Raw genomic sequence first — 20,429 nt, 5'->3', positions numbered from 1 at the left:
TGAGTTTTTTCCCATGGCCCTCGACATTCACGCCCACCGCATCCTGATCCTCGACTTCGGTTCCCAGTACACCCAGCTGATTGCCCGCCGCGTGCGTGAAATCGGCGTGTACTGCGAACTGCATCCGTTCGACATGGACGACGAAGCGATTCGCGAATTCGCTCCAAAAGGCGTCATTCTCGCCGGCGGCCCCGAGTCCGTGCACGTCGCCGACAGCCCGCGCTGCCCGCAAGCGGTGTTTGACCTGGGCGTACCGGTCTTCGGTATCTGCTACGGCATGCAAACCATGGCTGAACAGCTGGGTGGCAAGGTCGAAGGTTCCGAGCTGCGTGAGTTCGGTTATGCCCGCGTAGACGTGGTCGGCAAAAGCCGCCTGCTCGACGGCATCGAAGACCACATCGACGCCGATGGCCTGTTCGGCCTCGACGTGTGGATGAGCCACGGTGACAAAGTCACCAAGATGCCGCAGGACTTCCACATCCTGGCCAGCACCCCGAGCTGCCCGATTGCCGGCATGTTCGACGACGCTCGCGGCTACTACGGTGTGCAGTTCCACCCGGAAGTGACCCACACCAAGCAGGGCGGTCGCATCCTGTCGCGCTTCATCCTCGACATCTGCGGCTGCGAAGCCTTGTGGACTCCGTCGAAAATCGCCGAAGACGCCATCGCTAACATCCGCGCCCAGGTCGGCACCGACAACGTACTGCTCGGCCTGTCCGGCGGTGTGGATTCCTCGGTGGTTGCCGCGCTGCTGCACAAAGCCATTGGCGACCAGCTGACCTGCGTCTTCGTCGACAACGGCCTGCTGCGTCTGCACGAAGGCGAGCAAGTGATGGCCATGTTCGCCGAGAACATGGGCGTCAAGGTGATCCGCGCCAACGCTGAAGACCAGTTCCTCAACAACCTGGCTGGCGAAAGCGACCCAGAGAAGAAGCGCAAGATCATCGGCCGTACCTTCATCGACGTCTTCGATGCCCAGTCCAACAAACTGGACAACATCAAGTACCTCGCCCAGGGCACCATCTACCCGGACGTGATCGAGTCGGCTGGCGCCAAGAGCGGCAAGGCCCACGTGATCAAGTCGCACCACAACGTGGGTGGCTTGCCGGAAGAGATGAATCTGAAACTGGTCGAGCCGCTGCGCGAACTGTTCAAGGACGAAGTCCGTCGCCTGGGCCTGGAACTCGGCCTGCCGTACGACATGGTCTACCGTCACCCGTTCCCGGGCCCGGGCCTGGGCGTGCGGATCCTTGGTGAAGTGAAGAAGGAATACGCCGACCTGCTGCGTCGCGCTGACCACATCTTCATCGAAGAACTGCGCAAGGCCGACTGGTACCACAAAGTCAGCCAGGCGTTCGTGGTGTTCCAGCCAGTGAAATCGGTTGGCGTTGTAGGCGATGGCCGTCGTTACGCCTGGGTCGTGGCCCTGCGTGCCGTGGAAACCATCGACTTCATGACCGCGCGTTGGGCGCACCTGCCTTACGAACTGCTGGAAACCGTTTCCGGCCGCATCATCAATGAAATCGAAGGCATCTCCCGCGTCACTTATGACGTGTCGAGCAAGCCGCCGGCGACGATTGAGTGGGAGTGATCGCGAACAGGCCCTGAGGGTCTGACGCTGTCATGCAAAGGCCGGGTGAACGACGTTCACCCGGCCTTTTTGCATCTCAGGAAACTGCAGGCACGACCCGCAGCGGTTTTGACCAGTTGGCCAGGGTCATGTGGTTGGCGTTCAGGGCGTCCATCAGGTCCAACGGTGTGTCGAACGGCTTGCGATGGATGTCGGGCCAGGTTGGAGCGTCGATGAACAGCTTGTTTTGCGCGTTGGTCTGAATCGGCGTGTAGACCAGCCCGCGGGTGCGGCTGCGGTGAATCAGTTTGAGTTCACCGGAGGCGTTGCTGAGGGTGTAGAGCCCATCGGCGTACAACTGCTCACCGAGCGACTTCTGGCCGGCATGCAGCCAGGGCGTTTCCAGTTGCAGGCGTATGTCGCTGCCGACGGTGACCGGGCCGAGCTGGGTCGTCAGTTGTTGATCAGGCAGGACAAAGTTGGCGACATGTTCTTCAGGCGCCTCGGTGCCCGGATCGACCATGAAGCTTGAACCTTCGCCTTGGGGCACGTCTTCGATACGCAGACTGATGGCGCCTTCCAGTTCACTGATGCCCGGCAATTCACGGTAGGTATTGGTGCTCATCGGGTCCACCAGGGCGACCCAGCGCTCGGTGCTGGCGCTGGGCACATAGCGTTGGATCTGCTGGTGAGTCAGGTAGTTATTGATCCAGCGACGGCTATAGCTGTCGTTCGGCACGTCACCGTTCAGCGGGGAACTGGCCATGCAGTCCAGGGCTTGTACCCGCAGGTTGTTGCGCTGGGCGGTGCGCACCAGTTGCAACAGATTGAAGCGCCCGGAGGGGTCATTGCCCGCCACGCGGTCCGCCGCTTCCAGGGACTGGCGCAGTTCGGTGGACAGGTGGCCGCTGCGATGAAAGGCATCGAGCTCGGCCTGGTCGGTTTCGGTGACCAGGCCCCTGACAAACAGGGTTTTGGCCTGTGCCCTACTGAAGGCTGGCATGTGTTCGATCAGAAACTGCTTGCTGCCGATACCTCCCGAAGCCTCGCCCACGACCAGGCCCGGCGCATGCTCCAGGACCTGTTCGATGAAGGTGTCGCCGTCGAGGTTCGGGGTCAGAGTGGGCAGTTGAGGGCGGGGCGGCAGTGTCCGAGGCGCGCGGAAAAACGCCTGTGCATCGTTGAGCAAGCGTTGGCGTGCGCGGTTGATCTGGCTTTGCCCGCGGCTGATGGGTTGCAGTTGGCCGTCAGCGTCCCGGGCGAGTTTGATGTGCGTCTCGTCGAGGTCCTGCGCCGGCACATCGTAGGCGCTGAATGGCTGCGAGGGTGTAGGGGCGGTTGTGCCCGATGCGCCCGGCGTGAGCGGAGCCTGGGACTCGATCATGCCCCGGGCCTGAAGGGCTTCGTGCAGTTTCTCAAGGGTCTTGAAGTGCTTGCCGTTCAGGCCCGTCCATTCGGACCGATTGAAGAAATAACCGGCCTTATCCTGTTGCAGCAGTGTGCACTTGATCCAACCGTCGCGAGCCCGGCTGACGATCAGCGTTTGTCCCTGTTCTTCAGCGAGTCGGTACATGCCGGGCACAGGCATGCTGGCATCGAGTTTGCGCGCCGCACTGACTTCGACGGGCGTTTCCAACTGCAGGCGCAGGTCGCTCGTGACGGTAGTAGGCGCAGCGCCCATCTGCAGGGTGGTGCGCCCGGGATCCGGCTCTATTCCACGAGCCTCGCCAATCTGCGCATCTTCGATGCGCAGGCCTACCGTGCCTTCCAGTTCGCTCAAACCTGGCACGCCCTTGTAGGTATTGGCATGGCTGTTACCTACCAACGCCACCCATTTGTGGACGCCACGCGCTGCCTGATCGGCCTCAATGACCCCGCGCGCGAAGAAATTCATCATTGTTTGCCGATAGTTCAGTTCCACACCGAGCAACCCTTTGCTGCGATAACTGGCCGCGCAATCGATGGCTTGCACCCGCAAGTGATTTTTTTGTGCACTCCTGACCACTTCCAGGAAGGTGTACCGGCCGGTGGGGTCAGTGTGGTGGCCCTTGTCTAGCCGCCGCAGGTATTTCTCCAGGTTCTCAGACAGCTTGCCGGTGCGATTGAACAGGTCCAGGTCGGCTTGATGGAAATCCGTCAGCACATGCTCCAGGTACAGCGTCTTGACCTTCTGCTTGGCCAGTAGCGGCATGTTTTCGATCAGGAAACGTTTACTGGCGTCACTCGCATGGTTTTCGCCGATCACCAGGCCGGGGTTATCCCCGAGCAGGCGCTGGAGAATGACCTTGGGCGGCGCGTCGGCGGCGAACGTCGGTATTTCAGGACGGGCCGGCAGCGGCGGATCGGCGAAAAACGCCCGGGCATCGTCATGCAGCCTGTGCCGTAACGCGTTGAAGTCGTCCAGGTCATGGCCGCCTGAGTAACGTTCGTCCAGCTCTTTGAAGTCACCGCCCTGGTTGGCGATGCGTTGCAGGTCGGGCCGCTCGGCTTCGGGGACGTCATAGGCGGTAGCCGGGGTCTCGACCGTCGGCAGGGGCGATGGCGAGCGTCCCCAGGGCTTGAACCCAAACATCGGCTTGCCGCCCTTGAGGCCTGGGCTGGCGACAGTTTCCCAGCGTTTGTATTCGTTCAGGTGCACCGGCACATTGCGGTAGAACGACCAGGGATTCTTCGGGTCAACGATCAGCCAGCCCTTGGCTTCCTTGACGTAACGCACCTGGAAGTGGGCAGACGTGAGGCCTTGGCGCAGGTAGATGTAGGTCTTGCCGCTCTGGGTCTCGATGATGCCCTGGCGCTCCCCCGTGCCTTCGCGGGTGTTCTCGGTGATCTCGGCGCGCAGCGATTCCAGGAAGCTGTCTTCCTCGCCCAGCGCCGCCACTCGTTCCGGGGCAATGCTGTGCAGCAGGGGCGGCTCCTCTTCATCAGCGATCTCGGCTCCCAGCCGTTCTTCGCCGGCCACGCTGTCATTGGCCTGGGCGATCTCGGGCAGGCGCTCGCCGGTCTTGAGGAACATCGCGTTGAAGAGTGTGTCGATCACGGCGAATACAGCGCCGGTCACCCCGGACTTGCGCTCGGTGGGTGTCTTGCCGTTGACCGCCTGGTCGATATTCAGCCCGATATTCGCAACGCCTGCCCCTACCGCTGCCAGGGCCACCGGCCAGCCCACCGCCGCCAGCGGACCGAACATCCGTCCGAAGGCATTCAGGTAACCGATCCACAGTTTTTTTCGCAGCTCGCCGTTGGAATGCATCATGTAGCCGGCGTCGCTGAGCATGCGCGCGTGGGTCGCGTCACGCAGGTGGGTGAACGGGTCGTTGCTGATCCACGCATCCTGCACGCTGAGCAGGGAGTGGTCGTGGTTTCTCCAGGCGCTGAACAGCAGGTCCAGCACGTGGTTGAGGCCGACGTTTTCGATATGGGGTTCGTGGAAAACCGTGCTGAGCAGATTCGCCACCGGGAAGGCCGCCAGCAACCACTTCCGCGCAGTGGTGAGGCTGGCGGTGTCTTCCATGATGTCGTGGTCGGCCACCTGGAAATGCGCCATGAAACGCTTGCGGTTCTCGGGCTGTTCGACCTGGGACATCACCCACCAGTGCAGGTCCTCGGTGCTGTCGAGTACATGAAAGCCCCAGACCTCGCCGGGCACATAGAGGATCTGCCGGCCCTGCTGGTCGACGATGCACAGGATATCGCTGGCGACATAGTTGCCGACTTTCAAGCGTCGCAGCCGTAAGCCGGTGCCTGGCTGGATGGAGGCATCGAGCATTGTCCGGGTCACCGGCCAACTGACATTGCTGGCGCAGGCCTTGATCACCGTAGCGAAGTTGTCATCCGACAATCGACCGCCCTCGCGGTCCTCGATGGCTTTGGCCAGGAAGGTGCATTTGGCCAGGGTCCTGAACGTGTCGCCCTGCTGGCTCCAGAATGTCTCGGCGCTGGTCCGGAAATGATCGAGGAAGTTGAACGCCCAGAACGCTTTCATCACCTGGCTGCCGAACAGCTTGACCTCATTGGTCTGGTCGTAGACCCCGACATCGGGCCCTGCGGTGTAGAAGCCGCAGTCGTTGTCGAGCAGGTCGGCGTTGTCCTGATCGTGCACGGTGAAGCGGGTGATCACCAGTTGCGTCAGGGTCATGGAGTCGTAGGGGTGTTCCAGGTGCTCCCAGCCGGTGAATGTCTTGTCGTTGCTTTGGGAGCCGTGAAAGCGGTGCCAGTAGACCTGATCGGGTTTCAGCGTGGTGATGCCATGGTCATTGAGGATGCGCGTGGCGAAGGTGGTCGCCATGTCATACAGGTCGGGGCAGGCGTCGATCAGCGCCGGGACCAGCGCCTTGAGTGCCTTCGCATCGGCGGAGCCGGGCAACTCGGGGGCGTGAGAAACGGGGGGCGTTGCAAGCATGTCTATCTTCCTTGACAGGTGTTTTTCACCCTCACTATCCCAAGGAAGAGGCAATAAAGCTGTCGGATCCGGCGCTGTTTATTGCAGGCTCCGGTCGACCTGAAGCAGGGAATACAACCGTTGACCTTGTACGAATCAGCGCCGCGCCACGTCCGAAAAGTAGAACTTATCCAGCGTATGCCGCGATTCGGTGTATTCGAACTGCCGCCCATCCTGCAAAAACGTCTGGTTACTGACCACGATCACATGGCTCTGGCCATCCAGATCCAATAGCAACTGATCGTCCTTGCCCCGGGGCACCGCTTCGATGGTGCGCTGGGCATAGGCGATTTGCAGTTGCAGGGTCTGTTCGATGAAGGCGTAGATCGAGTGTTCGGCGATTTCGCGGGACAGGCCGGGAATCACGTCGCTGACGAAATGGTTGATGTCGAGGATCACCCGCTTGCCGTCGATCCGCCGCACGCGTTTGATCCGCGTGATCAGGCTGCCTGCCTCGGCCTTGATGTGCTCCAGCAGCGGGCCCTCAAGCGGTATCTGATCAAACTCGACCACTTCGGTGCTGACGTCGTTGCCCAGGCGTGGATAGGTTTCCTGGAAGCTGACGATGCCTCCCAATTGAAACTCGATCGGGTTGGTCGACAGCACAAAGGTGCCTTTACCGTGGACTTTCTGCGCGAAGCCACGCTCCTGTAACTGCTCGATGGCCTTGCGCACGGTGCCGCGACTCGCCTGGTAGCTGTCCATCAGTTCGGTTTCGGAGGGCAACCGCGCGCCACGTTCCAGACGTTCGGTGGTGATGCTGGCAAGCAGATCGGTGTAGATCTGGTTGTATTTACTCATGGGATGGCTCTATGCCGCGCTGTGCTCAAGGTTTTGAACCTTAAGGGCAGGGTAGGCAATTGTCCATGCGGCAATAGGTTTCTTTGACTTGAGGGGTAGGAAATTTCGCCGCCGGTCGGCGCCGGGATAAACAAAATCAAACTCGTCTGTACGAGTTGTTGCTTTAACTCGTACAGACGAGTACTTTTCGTTTCGGCGTGCTGCCAATAACAAAAAACTACAGCGGAAGATTAAGCATGAGCCACGACTATCCGAATATCGCCAGCGAGCTGCTTGTCAGCCTCGGTGGCAGCGACAACCTTGAGCAGGCGGCGCACTGCGTGACGCGTTTGCGCCTGGCCCTCAAGGACCCGAGCCTGGTCAACAGCGCCACGCTGAACCAGATTGATCTGGTCAAAGGCTCGTTCTTCACCGGTGGCCTGTTCCAGGTGGTGATCGGCCCCGGCGAAGTGGAAAAGGTCTACGCCGAATTGCGCCGGCAAACCGGTCTTGCCGCGTCGACCATCGCCGACGTTAAACAAAAGAGCGCGGATAAGATCAATGCCATGCAGCGTCTGGTGCGGGTGTTTTCCGATGTGTTCATGCCGATCCTGCCGGCGCTGATCATTGCCGGCCTGCTGATGGGCATCAACAACCTGATCGGCGCCAAGGGCATGTTCATCGAGGGCAAGACCTTGCTGGATGCGTATCCAAGCCTGGATGGCATCTGGAGCCTGATCAACCTGATGGCCAACACCTCGTTTGTATTCTTGCCGGCGCTGGTGGGCTGGTCGGCGGCCAAGCGCTTTGGCGGCAGCGAAATCCTCGGCATCGTGCTCGGCCTGATGCTGGTACACCCGGACCTGCTCAACGCCTGGAACTACGGTAAAGCGGTGGCCGGGCTCGACGGTCAGAGCCTGCCGTACTTCGATATTTTCGGCTGGTTCAAGATCGAGAAGGTTGGCTACCAGGGGCAGATCCTGCCGATCCTGCTGGCGGCCTACGTGATGAGCGTCATCGAGAAATGGCTGCGGGCGCGGGTGCCGAATGCCGTGCAATTGCTGGTGGTGCCGATCACCACCATCGTTGTCACCGGCGTGTTGGCGCTGGCGGTGATTGGTCCGGTAACCCGGCACCTCGGCATCCTGATCACCGAAGGCGTGGTCACTCTGTTTGACCTGGCGCCGATGGTGGGCGGGGCGATCTTTGGTCTGCTCTATGCGCCACTGGTGATCACCGGCATGCACCACATGTTCCTCGCCGTGGACTTGCAGCTTATTTCCACCCAGGGCGGCACCTTCATCTGGCCGATGATCGTCATGTCCAACCTCGCCCAGGGCAGCGCGGCACTGGCGGTGTTCTACATGACCCGCAACGTGCGGGACAAAAGCATGGCCTCGACCTCGGCGATTTCCGCTTACTTCGGCATCACCGAACCGGCGATGTTCGGCGTCAACCTGCGCTACAAATTCCCGTTTTATTCGGCGCTGATCGGCTCGGCCCTGGGCTGCATCTTCCTGTCGATGAACAAGGTCCAGGCGTCGGCGATTGGCGTCGGCGGCTTGCCCGGTTTTATCTCGATCATTCCGCAGTTCATCCCGATGTTTGTCATCGGGATGATCATCGCGATGGTTGTGCCGTTTGTTTTGACCTGTGGGTTGAGCATGAAGATTGTCCGGCCGGGGTTTCGGGTTGCCTGACAGATCGCCTTCGCGGGCAAGCCTCGCTCCTACAGGGTTACGCATTCCAATGTAGGAGCGAGGCTTGCCCGCGAAGAGGCCCTCAAGGCCAATACACAACCAATTGAAGGAATTCCGCCATGCAAGACTGGCAACGTTCGGTGATCTACCAGATCTACCCGAAAAGCTTTCACAGCCACGCCGGCAACCCGACCGGGGATTTGCTTGGCGTCGTGGCCAAGCTCGACTACCTGCACTGGCTGGGTGTCGATTGCCTGTGGATCACACCGTTCCTGCGTTCGCCCCAGCGCGACAACGGCTACGACATCAGCGATTACTACGCCATCGACCCGAGTTACGGGACCATGGCCGATTGCGAATTGCTGATTGCCGAGGCCGGCAAACGCGGGATCAAGTTGATGCTCGACATCGTGGTCAACCACACCTCGGTCGAGCACGAATGGTTCCAGCAGGCCCGCAGCAGTCTCGACAACCCGTACCGCGACTTCTATATCTGGCGCGACCAGCCGAACAACTGGGAATCCAAGTTCGGTGGTTCGGCCTGGGAGTACGAGGCCCAGACCGGCCAGTACTTCCTGCACCTGTTCGACCACACCCAGGCCGACCTCAATTGGGACAACCCCAAGGTGCGCGCCGAAGTGTTCAAGATGATGCGGTTCTGGCGCGACAAAGGCGTGGGCGGTTTCCGTCTGGACGTGATCAACCTGATCTCCAAACCCGCGGACTTCCCCGAGGACAACAGCGACGGTCGCCGCTTCTACACCGACGGCCCGAACGTCCACGAGTACTTGCAGCAGATGCACCGCGAAGTGTTTGAAGGCCACGACCTGATCAACGTCGGCGAGATGTCTTCCACCAGCCTTGAGCACTGCATTCGCTACTCGCGACCGGAGTCGAAAGAACTGTCGATGACCTTCAATTTCCATCACTTGAAGGTCGATTACCCGAACCTGCAAAAGTGGATTCGCGCCGACTTCGACTTCCTGCAACTCAAGCGCATCCTCTCTGATTGGCAGACCGGCATGCAGGCCGGCGGTGGCTGGAATGCGTTGTTCTGGTGTAACCACGATCAGCCGCGCGTGGTGTCGCGTTTTGGTCACGACGGCGAGCATCGGGTGGTGTCGGCGAAGATGCTCGGCACCGCGTTGCACTTCCTCCAGGGCACGCCGTTTGTGTACCAGGGCGAAGAGCTGGGGATGACCAATCCGGGCTTCGATCACATCGATCAGTACCGCGATGTCGAGACCCTGAACATCCATCGCCTCCAGCGCGATGCCGGGGTCAGCGATGCCGACAACATGGCGGCGATCATGCAAAAGTCCCGGGACAACGGCCGCACGCCGATGCACTGGAACGCCGAGCCAAACGCCGGTTTCAGCGTCGCCGAACCGTGGATCAGCGTGCCGGCCAACGCCGCGCAGATCAACGTCGCCAGCCAGTTCGACGACCCGGAATCGGTGCTGCATCACTACCGCCGGTTGATCGCGTTGCGTCGCAACGAAGCGCTGATGTCCGACGGTGTGTACCGGCAATTGCTGCCTGAACACACGCAAGTCTGGGCCTACACAAGGGAGGGCCAGGATGAGCGATTGCTGGTGTTGAACAACTTCTACGGCACAACCTGTGAAGTTGAATTGCCGGATGAAGTGCTCAGCGAAGGGATGTCGCAACGGCTGGTGATCAGCAATTACCCGGACTGTCCGCCGCGCAATCGGCAGGTGTTTCTACGGCCCTTTGAGTCGTTCGTGCTGCACCTGACTAACCACTAAAAAAACACCGATTTTAAAAACACGCAGAACACTGCGCGGGGGAGTTTTGCGCGCCGTTTTTGCTGCAGCACACAATAAAAATAATGGGGTAGCACATGAAAACAACAATAAATCGCAGCCTTGTAGCAGCAGGCGTGTGCCTGGCTTTACCACTTTCGGCCCAGGCGCTGGAGTTCGGCGGATACGTGCGTAGCGGCGTCGGGACCTCGACGAACAGTGGCAAACAACAATGTTTTCAACTGCCGGGCGCACAGACCAAATACCGTTTGGGCAACGAATGCGAACAGTACGCCGAACTGGAATTACGCCAGGATTTGTACACCCTGGATGACGGCTCGGTGGTCAGCGTCGATGGCATGGCATCGCTGTATAACCAGTACGACAAGGACCTGACGTTCAATGGCGACAACGGTTCGGTGCGCATGCCGCAGCTGTACGCGCAATGGTCGAACATGCCGAGCCTCAACGGCGGTTCGCTGTGGGCCGGCCGGCGTTATTACAAGCGCAACGATATCCACATTTCCGACTTCTACTATTGGAATCAGAGCGCCACCGGTGGCGGTATCGAGGACGTGTTGATCGGCGATCTGAAATACAGCTATGCCTATTCGCGTAAGGACAACCTGTACCAGAAGGACTACATCAACCGGCATGACTTCAACGTCGCCGGGTTCGACACCAACCCCGGCGGCGAGCTGGAACTGGGCCTGAGCTACATCGACAAACCCGACAGCCGCGACGCGCACCGTGGCTGGGCCGTTACCGCCCAGCATGTGCAGAAAGGCTTTCTCGGCGGCAAGAACAAACTGGCCTTCCAATACGGCGAAGGCCCCGGCACCGGGTTGGGTTATACCGGTGACGTGAAGCTCGACGACCGCAATAAAAGCTATCGGGTGGTCGAGTTTTTCGACTGGCAGGTGACGCCACGCTTCGGCGGGCAGATCGAGGCGGTGTATCAGAAAGACATACGCCCGGACGGCGCCGACCAGAACTGGTTGTCCCTCGGGGTGCGCCCGGCCTATGCGATCACCGAGCAGTTCAAATTGGTGACCGAACTGGGTCACGATCAGGTCGAGGCTCCCGGCGGGACGCGCAAGTTGAGCAAGTTCACCTTCGCCCCGACCTGGTCGCCCAAGGGCCCGGAATTCTGGGCGCGCCCCGAAGTGCGCCTGTATTACACCTATGCGAGCTGGAACGAGGCGGCCAAGCGGGCGGCCAATGAACTGGCGGCGGGCTCGGCGTTGTCCGACAGCGGCGCCTTCGGCACGGCGCGCCACGGTTCGAATGTCGGAATGCAGGTCGAGTACTGGTGGAAATAAACGCATAACCTCGTAGGAACTGCCGAAGGCTGCGATCTTTTGATCTTTCGCTCCAGACTCAAGCGAGTCCAGGAGAAAAGATCGCAGCCTTCAGCCGCTCCTACGGGTATCGCAGCGTCTTTTAAAAGAACAAAACAGCAGGTGACGTCATGGCCACACCCCAACATTTGCAACTGCATGCGCCGCTATCTGGCGTATTGATGCCGCTGGATCAGGTGCCCGATCCGGTGTTCTCCAGTCGCGTGATCGGCGATGGCCTGTGCATCGATCCGACGTCCAATACCTTGTGTGCACCACTGGCCGGGATCATCAGCAATGTGCAGGCCAGCGGCCATGCCGTCAGCATCACCGATGAAAACGGCGTGCAGGTGTTGATGCATATCGGCCTCGACACGGTGAACCTGGCGGGGAAGGGGTTTACCCGGTTGGTCGAAGAGGGCGAGCAGGTCGATATCGGGCAGTCGCTGATCGAGTTCGATGCCGATTACATCGCCTTGCATGCACGCAGTCTGTTGACCTTGATGCTGGTGGTCAGCGGTGAGCCGTTCACCTGGCTGGTGCCCGAAACGGGCGTGGTCGACAGTGGCCAGCCATTGTTGGGCGTGCACAGCACCGGGCAAACGATGGATGAAGGGTTGCCGGAGGAAGGCCTGGCGCTGTTCTCCAAACCGGTGACGCTAGCCAACCCGAACGGCTTGCACGCCCGCCCGGCAGCAGTGTTCGCCCAGGCTGCCAAACAGTTTTCAGCGAGCATTTTCCTGCACAAGCAGCAGGACAGCGTGAACGCCAAATCCCTGGTGGCGATCATGACGTTGCAGACCGCCCACGGCGATGTGGTGCAAGTCAGCGCGGCGGGCCCGGATGCTGAAGCGGCGATCACGACATTGACCGAGCTGTTGATCAATGGCTGTGGTGAAGCCGGCGCGGCCTCGACCCAGGTTGACGCGAAGGAAACCGAGACTCCGACGCTGACCGTGTTGCGCGGCGTGTGTGCCTCCGCCGGATCGGCGTTTGGCCAAGTGGTGCAGATCGCCGAGCAAACACTGCAAGTCATTGAGCTCGGCACCACACCGCTGGAGGAACACGATCACCTGGCCCGGGGCCTGGCCGAAGCGCAGGCGTCCCTGCAACAGTTACGCGACAACGCCAAGGGCAACGCGCAAGCAGACATCTTCAAGGCGCATCAGGAACTGCTCGAAGACCCGACTTTGCTGGGAGTGGCGCAGGGGCTGATCGACGAAGGCAAAAGCGCGGCGTTCGCCTGGCGCGCGGCCACCGAGGCGACGGCCACTTTGTTCAAGGGCATGGGCAACGCCCTGCTGGCGGAGCGGGCGGCGGATCTGGCGGATGTCGGGCAACGGGTGCTCAAACGGATCCTCGGCGTGGAGGACAGCGCTCTGGAATTGCCGGACGGCGCCATCCTGATCGCCGAACAACTGACCCCCTCCCAGACCGCCGGGCTCGACACCCGCAAGGTGCTGGGCTTCGCCACGGTGGGCGGTGGCGCCACCAGCCACGTCGCGATTCTGGCCCGGGCCGCTGGCCTGCCGGCGATTTGCGGGTTACCGGTGCAAGTGCTGACGCTGGCCAATGGCACCCAGGTGCTGCTCGACGCCGACAAGGGCGAACTGCACCTCGACCCGGACCTGGCCGCCATCGAGCAACTGCAAGCCAACCGCCAGCAACGGCAGAAACGCCATCAACATGAACTGGCCCACGCCGCGCTCCCCGCGTGTACCCGCGACGGGCATCACATCGAGGTCACGGCCAACGTCGCCTCGCTGGCGGAAACCGAGCAAGCCATGACGTTGGGCGGCGAAGGCGTTGGGCTGTTGCGTTCGGAGTTCCTCTATCTGGACCGCAACCACGCACCAAGCCACGACGAACAGGCGTCCACCTACAGCGCCATCGCCCGCGCCTTGGGGCCGAATCGCAATCTGGTGGTGCGCACTTTGGATGTCGGCGGCGACAAACCGCTGGCCTATGTACCGATGGACAGCGAAACCAACCCGTTCCTCGGCATGCGCGGGATTCGCCTGTGCCTGGAGCGTCCGCAACTGCTGCGGGATCAGTTCAAGGCGATCCTGAGCAGCGCCGGACTGGCCCGTTTGCACATCATGTTGCCAATGGTCGCGCAGCTCTCGGAATTGCGTCTGGCCCGGCAACTGCTGGAAGAGGAGGCGCTGGCGCTGGGGCTCACGGAACTGCCGAAGTTGGGGATCATGATCGAAGTGCCCGCAGCGGCATTGATGGCGGACCTGTTTGCGCCCGAGGTGGATTTCTTCTCCATCGGTACCAACGACCTGACCCAATACACCCTGGCCATGGACCGCGATCACCCGCGCCTGGCCAGTCAGGCCGACAGCTTTCACCCGTCGGTCCTGCGCCTGATAGCCGGCACCGTCAAAGCGGCCCATGCCCACGGCAAATGGGTGGGCGTGTGCGGGGCGCTGGCGTCGGAAACCCTGGCGACCCCGCTGCTGCTGGGGTTGGGGGTGGATGAGCTGTCGGTGAGCGTGCCGCTGATTCCAGCCGTCAAAGCGGCGGTGCGCGAAGTGGATCTGGCGGATTGCCAGGCCATCGCCCAGCAAGTGCTGGGGCTGGAAAGCGCCGAGCAAGTGCGCGAGGCGTTGCGCCTGTACCACGAGGCCACGGTCGATACTTCACTGGTTCTGGAGAACTGAGCATGTTCGAGAAAATGCAGCGGGCGTTCTGGAAAGCGTTAACCCCGGATCTGGTGGCCGATGAGCCCAAGCAGGTGGTTAAACCGGTTGCAGGTTTGGCCGGGGATATCGTGGCCGCGTTGGGCGGGGTGGATAACCTCAAGTCGCAGCAGCCTGTGGCGCTGACCCGGGTGCGGGTGGAGTTGCGGGATGTGGGGCAAGTGGATCGGCAGGCGTTGAATCGGGCGGGGGTGCCCGGCGTCATGCTGCTGGATGGCGGCGTGATGCACCTGATCACCGGCCTTAAACCATAACCGATCACCTGTGGCGAGGGAGCTTGCTCCCGCTCGGCTGCGAAGCAGTCGCAAAACCATCAGACGAGGAGTGTCTAATAAAACTCGATTGCAGGTTTTAGGGCCGCTTCGCGTCCCAGCGGGAGCAAGCGCCCTCGCCACAGAGGCTTTGCCAGCCATGATGTCCCTGTGTCCCATTGCCGCCCCACCCTTACTGTTTCTCAACCGCAGGTGTATCGTATTCGCCTTTTGCGGGCCTCTGGCCTGTCGCTGATACGTGAGGTAGTTGAGTTCATGTCCTTTACCCGTCGACAAATACTCGGTGGTCTGGCCGGTCTTGTGGTGGTTGGCGTGGGGGCCGGTGGCGCGTCGCGTTACTGGCTGGGCAAGATGGCCGACGCCGAGGCGGGCCACGACTACGAACTGATCGCCGCGCCGCTGGACGTCGAGTTGGTGGCCGGGCACAAGACCCAAGCCTGGGCGTTCGGCCCGTCGGCGCCGGGCACCGAGTTGCGCGTGCGTCAGGGCGAATGGCTGCGGGTGCGCTTCATCAATCACCTGCCGGTCGCCACCACCATTCACTGGCACGGCATCCGCCTGCCGCTGGAAATGGACGGCGTGCCCTACGTCTCGCAGCTTCCGGTGCTGCCGGGGGAATACTTCGACTACAAATTCCGCGTGCCGGACGCCGGCAGCTACTGGTATCACCCGCACGTGAACAGCAGCGAAGAACTCGGCCGTGGCCTGGTTGGTCCGTTGATCATCGAAGAGCGCGAGCCCACCGGTTTCAAGTATGAAAAAACCTTGAGCCTGAAGAGCTGGCACGTCGATGAAGAAGGAGCGTTCGTCGCCTTCAGCATTCCTCGCGAAGCGGCTCGTGGCGGCACGGCGGGGCGGCTGTCGACGATCAATGGCGTGCCTCAAGCGGTGATCGACCTGCCCGCCGGGCAAATCACCCGCGTGCGCCTCCTCAACCTCGACAACACCCTGACCTATCGCCTCAATATTCCCGGCGTCGAAGCGCAGATCTATGCGCTGGACGGCAACCCCATCGAACCGCGCCCGCTGGGCAAGGAATACTGGCTCGGCCCCGGCATGCGCATCTGCCTGGCGATCAAGGCGCCGCCGGCCGGTGAAGAGCTATCCTTGCGCAACGGGCCGGTGCGTCTGGGCACGTTGCGTTCGGTGGCCAACAGCGACACCCCGACCCAATGGCCGCCCGCGCTGCCCGCCAACCCGGTGGCCGAGCCGGACCTGGCCAATGCCGAGAAACTCAACTTCAATTTCGAATGGGTGGGCTCGGTGTCGGTCAACGTCGACAACGGCAAGCCGCCAAGCCTGTGGCAGATCAACGGCAAGGCCTGGGACATTACCGACAAGACCTGCGCCGACCGCCCGATTGCCAAGCTTGAGAAGGGCAAGAGCTACATTTTCGAATTGAAGAACATGACCCAATACCAGCACCCGATTCACCTGCACGGCATGAGCTTCAAGGTGATTGCCTCGAACCGGCACAAGGTCATCCCGTACTTCACCGACACCTACCTGCTGGGCAAGAACGAGCGCGCGCAAGTGGCGCTGGTGGCGGATAACCCGGGCGTCTGGATGTTTCACTGCCATGTGATCGACCACATGGAAACCGGCCTGATGGCCGCCATCGAGGTGGCGTGATGCGCCAGATTCGTCCTGCGGCAATCATCGACCGCAGCCGCGATCAGGATTTCATGCGCGAAGCCCTGGCCCTCGCCGCCCAGGGCGCGGCCCTTGGCGAAGTGCCGGTGGGCGCGGTGCTGGTGCAGGACGGGGAAATCATCGGTCGCGGCTTCAACTGCCCGATCAGCGGCCACGACCCCAGCGCCCACGCGGAAATGGTCGCGATCCGCGCCGCCGCCCTGGCCGCCAGCAACTATCGCCTGCCCGGCAGCACCCTCTACGTGACCCTGGAGCCGTGCAGCATGTGCGCCGGCCTGATCGTGCATTCGCGGATCGCGCGGGTGGTGTACGGCGCCCTGGAGCCCAAGGCCGGGATTGTGCAGAGCCAGGGGCAGTTTTTTACCCAGGGTTTCTTGAATCACCGGGTGTTGTTTGAAGGCGGGGTGTTGGCGCAGGAGTGTGGCGCGGTGCTTAGCGAGTTTTTCAAGGCCCGAAGAGCCAGCAGGGACTGATCGTTCCCACGCTCTGCGTGGGAATGCCGCCCGGGACGCTCCGCGTCCCTTCGCGGGCGTGACGCAGAGCGTCACAGGATGCATTCCCACGCAGAGCGTGGGAACGATCAGGGGCGGGGGGAATTAGATTGGCTTGCGAGCGACAATCACCGCGCGCATCGGCGCCGGCAAGCCTTCGATCGTCTTGCTGTGATCCTCGGGATCAAGGAAATCGCTCAACGACTGATACTTCATCCACTCCGTCCCACGCTGTTCCTCGACGGTGGTCACGCTGACATCCACGCAACGAACCTCGGTAAACCCGGCACGCCGCAGCCACAACTCCAGCGCCGGCACCGACGGCAGGAACCACACGTTGCGCATCTGCGCATAACGATCTTCCGGCACCAAAACCTGCTGCTGATCACCTTCGATCACCAGCGTCTCCAGCACCAGTTCGCCGCCCTTGACCAGGCAATCCTTCAGCGCCAGCAAGTGCTCGATCGGCGAACGACGATGGTAGAACACGCCCATGGAAAACACGGTGTCGAAGCCTTCCATGTTTGGCGGCAGGTCTTCGAAGGGAAACGGCAGGTGCCAGGCGTTGGGTTCGGACAAGTAGCGCTGCACGGCCTGGAACTGGCAGAAGAACAACCAGTTCGGGTCAACACCAATCACGCTGTCGGCCCCGGCGCCGAGCATGCGCCACATGTAGTAACCGTTGCCGCAGCCGACGTCGAGGATGCGTTTGCCCTTCAAATCCAGGTGCGGTGCAACCCGCGACCACTTCCAGTCCGAGCGCCATTCGGTGTCGACGTGCACGCCGAACAGGTCGAACGGGCCCTTGCGCCACGGCGACAAACCCATCAACGCCGTACGCATCTGCGCGCGGGTTTCGTCGTCGCAATCGGTGTCCAGGGTCAGGCCATTGAGCAGGTCGACTTCACTCGGCTGGATCTTCGGCAAGGCGTCCAGCGCACTTTGCCAGCGCTCCAGGTCGCCGTGGCCCTTCTCCATTTTCTTGTCGAGTTGTGCTTGCAGGGTGTTGGCCCAATCGGCCAGCGGCGTGCCGGCCAGACGGCGGGCGAGGGGGGACAGATCAATCATGGCAAGGCAATCAACGAGGCAAAGTTAAGACACTGGAACCACGGCACGACTTTCGAGAACCCGGCGGCCAACAGGCGTTCGCGGTGTTCTTCGAGGCTGTCGGGCTTCATGACGTTTTCGATAGCGCTGCGCTTCTGGGCGATTTCCAGTTCGCTGTAGCCGTTGGCGCGTTTGAACGCGACGTGCAAGTCGGTGAGCAACGCGTGTTCTTCCGGATCGTTGAAGCGCAGCTTCTCCGACAGGATCAACGCACCGCCCGGCAACAACGACTGGTGGATGCGCGAGAGCAACGCGGTGCGCTGGTCCGGGGCGATGAATTGCAGGGTGAAGTTCAGCGCCACCACCGAGGCCGGCTGGAATTGCAGCGCGAGGATGTCGCCTTCGATCACTTCCACCGGCAGCAGCTCCTGGAACATCGAGTCCTGGCCGTTGAGGTATTCGCGGCAGCGCTCGACCATCGCCGCCGAGTTATCCACAGCGATCACCCGGCAACCGTCGGTGCGCACATGACGGCGCAGGGCCTGGGTCACGGCGCCAAGGGACGAGCCGAGGTCGTAGAGCACGCTGTTGGGCTGGGCAAACTGCGCGGCGAGCACGCCGAGGTTTTCGACGATGGTCGGATAACCCGGCACCGAGCGCTTGATCATGTCCGGGAACACCCGCACCACGTCCTCGTTAAAGGCGAAGTCAGGCACCTGGGCCAAAGGCTGGGCGAAAAGGCGATCGGGTTCTTTGCTCACGGCGGTTCCAGCGGCGTAGGTGGAAAAGGCCGGCATTTTAGCCAAATTGACCGGGGGATGCGCGGGTTGTCTGATAAACCGCAGCGGACAGTGCGATCCATTGTGGCGAGGGAGCTTGCTCCCGTTCGAGTGCGCAGCGCTCGCCAGATTTGGGTCTGCTGCGCAGCCCAACGGGAGCAAGCTCCCTCGCCACAGGGATTCAGCGGTGTTTTTGAGTAAACGCCGACGCCGTTATCCCCCATTGCCCCACCCAGTAACTGAGGATGATCACATAGGGCGCCGCCTCGAACGGCATCACAAACCGGCTGATCCCGATCACGCTATCGGAAAACACAAACGCCACCGCGCCCGCCGCCGCCAGCAGCGCCGAGCGCTTGGGCACATCGCTGCCAAGCCGCGCCAGCGCTCGCCAAAGCATCGCGCTGATCGCCACGCCATAGACAATCACCGGCACCAGCAACGGCCCCAAACCATGGGAAATCAGAATCCCCAACAGCACCGCGCCCACGACGACGGCCAACACCAACGGCAACAACGCCAAGCGTCGGCAATCACTCAAGTACGCTTTCAGGTACGCCAGATGCGCCACCAAAAACGCCCCCAGCCCAAACACAAACAAATCCCCCGGCCACGCCAGCAGCACGTCGCCGAGCAGGGAGAAAATCAGGCCCAGGCTGATCCAGCGTCGATACTCGGTAGGCGGCGCATCGTGCAACCAGCCGAGCAGGGCCAACACCGGCAACGGCTTGACCAACAGGCACAGCAACGCGGCATGTACGCTCAACCCATACAGAAAGGTCACCGCGCCCATCAGCGCCAGAATCAGCCAGCCCACGATCAGTTAACCGAAATCGCGCAATCGAAGGTTTGCACCGCCGGCACTTCCGGCGCCCAGGGTTGCGAGTAGGTCAGGCGCAAACGGCCAGTGCCGGTGGCGAAAGACTGAAAGCGCCAGGTCGAAAGCCCGGCACTGCCGACGATCCCGGCGTCTTCGGGGTTGCTGTAGACCTCGGGGCTGAGGGCACGCAACACGCCGCCGGCGGAATCCTGGATCGCCCAGCGATAACCCGTGGTCGGGTTGCTTGGCAGGGTCACGATCAGGTTTTGCCCATTGCTCAACCTGGCCGGGCATTCGCTTTGTTTTTCCACGGTCACGTTCTGGCTCTGCTGCGAGGCGCAACCGGCCAGCAGGGAGAGGGCGAGGGGGACTAACAGGCGGGTGGGGGACATAAGGTCAGTGGCTCCGGCATTCACGACGAACGGCGAGCATAACTGAAGATGAGACAAAGTGTGACGCTGCCTGCGCGGACAATCGTGCTGTATTCCTCTACACGGGCTCGAGGCATTTTACGGGTCACATTAGTGCGCGCAGGCGGGCGCTGAAGTCTAAGGTGTCGTCAGGTCGGTGATAGAAATATGTCCTCTGCCAGTCAGTTCACGGGTTTCATTATTATCAATATTTTTTGCCAGAACTTTGAAATCGATCACGTTATACCTACGTTTTTCCGGCGTTATTACCATTGTTTCGATGTTGCCGGTGTAGTTGATTGTTTGGAAACTATAGGGGAGGTTATTTGTTCCTGAGGTGAAAGTTTCCGAGTAACCAACAATGCTGGGCTGGTGGCCGGTTTGAAAACTAATAGTCAGATTTCTTTCGCTGGAAAGGCCTTTGTCTTTATAGCAAGTAATATAAAACCCTGGCTCGAATCTATCGGATTTGTATTCCATGGCGGTCATGGTAAATGTTGTCATTGGTAACGGTGAGGTGGGGTTTGTAATATCTTTTGTTTCAATGGTTAGTTGGCCGTCAACTAAAACCCCTTGAGTTGCTTTGGTCTTCGCCATCAGTAACTTCCTTCAATAGGTGGAAAGCCGAGCAGGAAGTGTGCTGAGAAAATCATGGAGA

Annotated in this window: 15 protein-coding genes; 8 read left to right on the top strand and 7 right to left on the bottom strand. The window is 61.1% G+C overall.

Translation table 11 applies throughout. From position 1 onward, the window contains the following. Positions 1-13 precede the first annotated feature (13 nt). Positions 14-1,591, top strand: coding sequence for a glutamine-hydrolyzing GMP synthase (gene guaA / locus FQ192_RS07725; RefSeq protein WP_123410248.1), 1,578 nt, complete (start codon positions 14-16; stop codon positions 1,589-1,591). A 76-nt stretch (positions 1,592-1,667) separates the two neighbouring features. On the opposite strand, the gene FQ192_RS07720 is transcribed toward guaA, so the two are convergent. Together FQ192_RS07720 and treR are read right to left on the bottom strand one after the other, a co-directional pair. Further along, a complete protein-coding gene (locus tag FQ192_RS07720; RefSeq protein ID WP_149658063.1) occupies positions 1,668-5,969 on the bottom strand; it encodes a membrane-targeted effector domain-containing toxin in 4,302 nt (1,433 codons plus the stop codon). A 135-nt stretch (positions 5,970-6,104) separates the two neighbouring features. Next, positions 6,105-6,809, bottom strand: coding sequence for a trehalose operon repressor (gene treR / locus FQ192_RS07715; protein WP_149658062.1), 705 nt, complete (start codon positions 6,807-6,809; stop codon positions 6,105-6,107). A gap of 236 nt (positions 6,810-7,045) precedes the next feature. Between treR and treP the strand changes: the two genes are divergently transcribed. From treP to tadA, 7 genes are all read left to right on the top strand, one after another. Next, the gene (gene treP / locus FQ192_RS07710) at positions 7,046-8,488 is read left to right on the top strand and encodes a PTS system trehalose-specific EIIBC component (protein ID WP_149658061.1); all 1,443 of its coding nucleotides are present in this window, start codon (positions 7,046-7,048) and stop codon (positions 8,486-8,488) included. 119 nt (positions 8,489-8,607) lie between these two features. Continuing rightward, positions 8,608-10,257, top strand: a complete 1,650-nt coding sequence (treC, locus tag FQ192_RS07705; protein ID WP_149658060.1) for an alpha,alpha-phosphotrehalase — start codon at positions 8,608-8,610, stop codon at positions 10,255-10,257. A 95-nt stretch (positions 10,258-10,352) separates the two neighbouring features. Next, positions 10,353-11,576 carry a carbohydrate porin gene (locus tag FQ192_RS07700; protein ID WP_149658059.1) on the top strand — a complete coding sequence of 408 codons (1,224 nt, stop codon included), beginning with the start codon at positions 10,353-10,355 and terminating at the stop codon, positions 11,574-11,576. Positions 11,577-11,725: 149 nt separating this feature from the next. Continuing rightward, entirely contained in the window at positions 11,726-14,260 is a 2,535-nt protein-coding gene (ptsP, locus tag FQ192_RS07695) for a phosphoenolpyruvate--protein phosphotransferase (RefSeq protein ID WP_149658058.1), read from the top strand. Positions 14,261-14,262: 2 nt separating this feature from the next. Continuing rightward, positions 14,263-14,553 carry a PTS transporter subunit EIIB gene (locus FQ192_RS07690; protein WP_149658057.1) on the top strand — a complete coding sequence of 97 codons (291 nt, stop codon included), beginning with the start codon at positions 14,263-14,265 and terminating at the stop codon, positions 14,551-14,553. A 273-nt stretch (positions 14,554-14,826) separates the two neighbouring features. Continuing rightward, positions 14,827-16,203: a multicopper oxidase family protein gene (locus FQ192_RS07685; protein WP_149658056.1), complete on the top strand. Its 1,377-nt coding sequence runs from the start codon at positions 14,827-14,829 to the stop codon at positions 16,201-16,203. After that, positions 16,203-16,697 carry a tRNA adenosine(34) deaminase TadA gene (gene tadA, locus FQ192_RS07680; RefSeq protein ID WP_149658055.1) on the top strand — a complete coding sequence of 165 codons (495 nt, stop codon included), beginning with the start codon at positions 16,203-16,205 and terminating at the stop codon, positions 16,695-16,697. Before FQ192_RS07685 ends, tadA begins: the two co-directional genes overlap by 1 nt. Before the next feature lie 123 nt (positions 16,698-16,820). Here the strand turns inward: tadA and cmoB are convergent, their stop codons facing one another. From cmoB to FQ192_RS07655, 5 genes are all read right to left on the bottom strand, one after another. Further along, positions 16,821-17,783, bottom strand: a complete 963-nt coding sequence (gene cmoB / locus FQ192_RS07675; protein ID WP_149658054.1) for a tRNA 5-methoxyuridine(34)/uridine 5-oxyacetic acid(34) synthase CmoB — start codon at positions 17,781-17,783, stop codon at positions 16,821-16,823. After that, positions 17,780-18,559: a carboxy-S-adenosyl-L-methionine synthase CmoA gene (gene cmoA, locus FQ192_RS07670; protein ID WP_178129032.1), complete on the bottom strand. Its 780-nt coding sequence runs from the start codon at positions 18,557-18,559 to the stop codon at positions 17,780-17,782. The genes cmoB and cmoA overlap by 4 nt, the downstream gene beginning before the upstream one ends. A gap of 163 nt (positions 18,560-18,722) precedes the next feature. After that, entirely contained in the window at positions 18,723-19,358 is a 636-nt protein-coding gene (locus FQ192_RS07665; RefSeq protein ID WP_149658052.1) for a lysoplasmalogenase, read from the bottom strand. A gap of 2 nt (positions 19,359-19,360) precedes the next feature. Next, positions 19,361-19,753, bottom strand: a complete 393-nt coding sequence (locus FQ192_RS07660) for a protease inhibitor I42 family protein (protein WP_149658051.1) — start codon at positions 19,751-19,753, stop codon at positions 19,361-19,363. Between the two features lie 156 nt (positions 19,754-19,909). After that, positions 19,910-20,368, bottom strand: coding sequence for a hypothetical protein (locus tag FQ192_RS07655; protein WP_149658050.1), 459 nt, complete (start codon positions 20,366-20,368; stop codon positions 19,910-19,912). Positions 20,369-20,429 lie beyond the last annotated feature (61 nt).

Source organism: Pseudomonas sp. ANT_J12 (genome assembly GCF_008370045.1).
Lineage (GTDB): Bacteria > Pseudomonadota > Gammaproteobacteria > Pseudomonadales > Pseudomonadaceae > Aquipseudomonas.
This window is presented reverse-complemented; position numbering and strand designations above follow the sequence as displayed.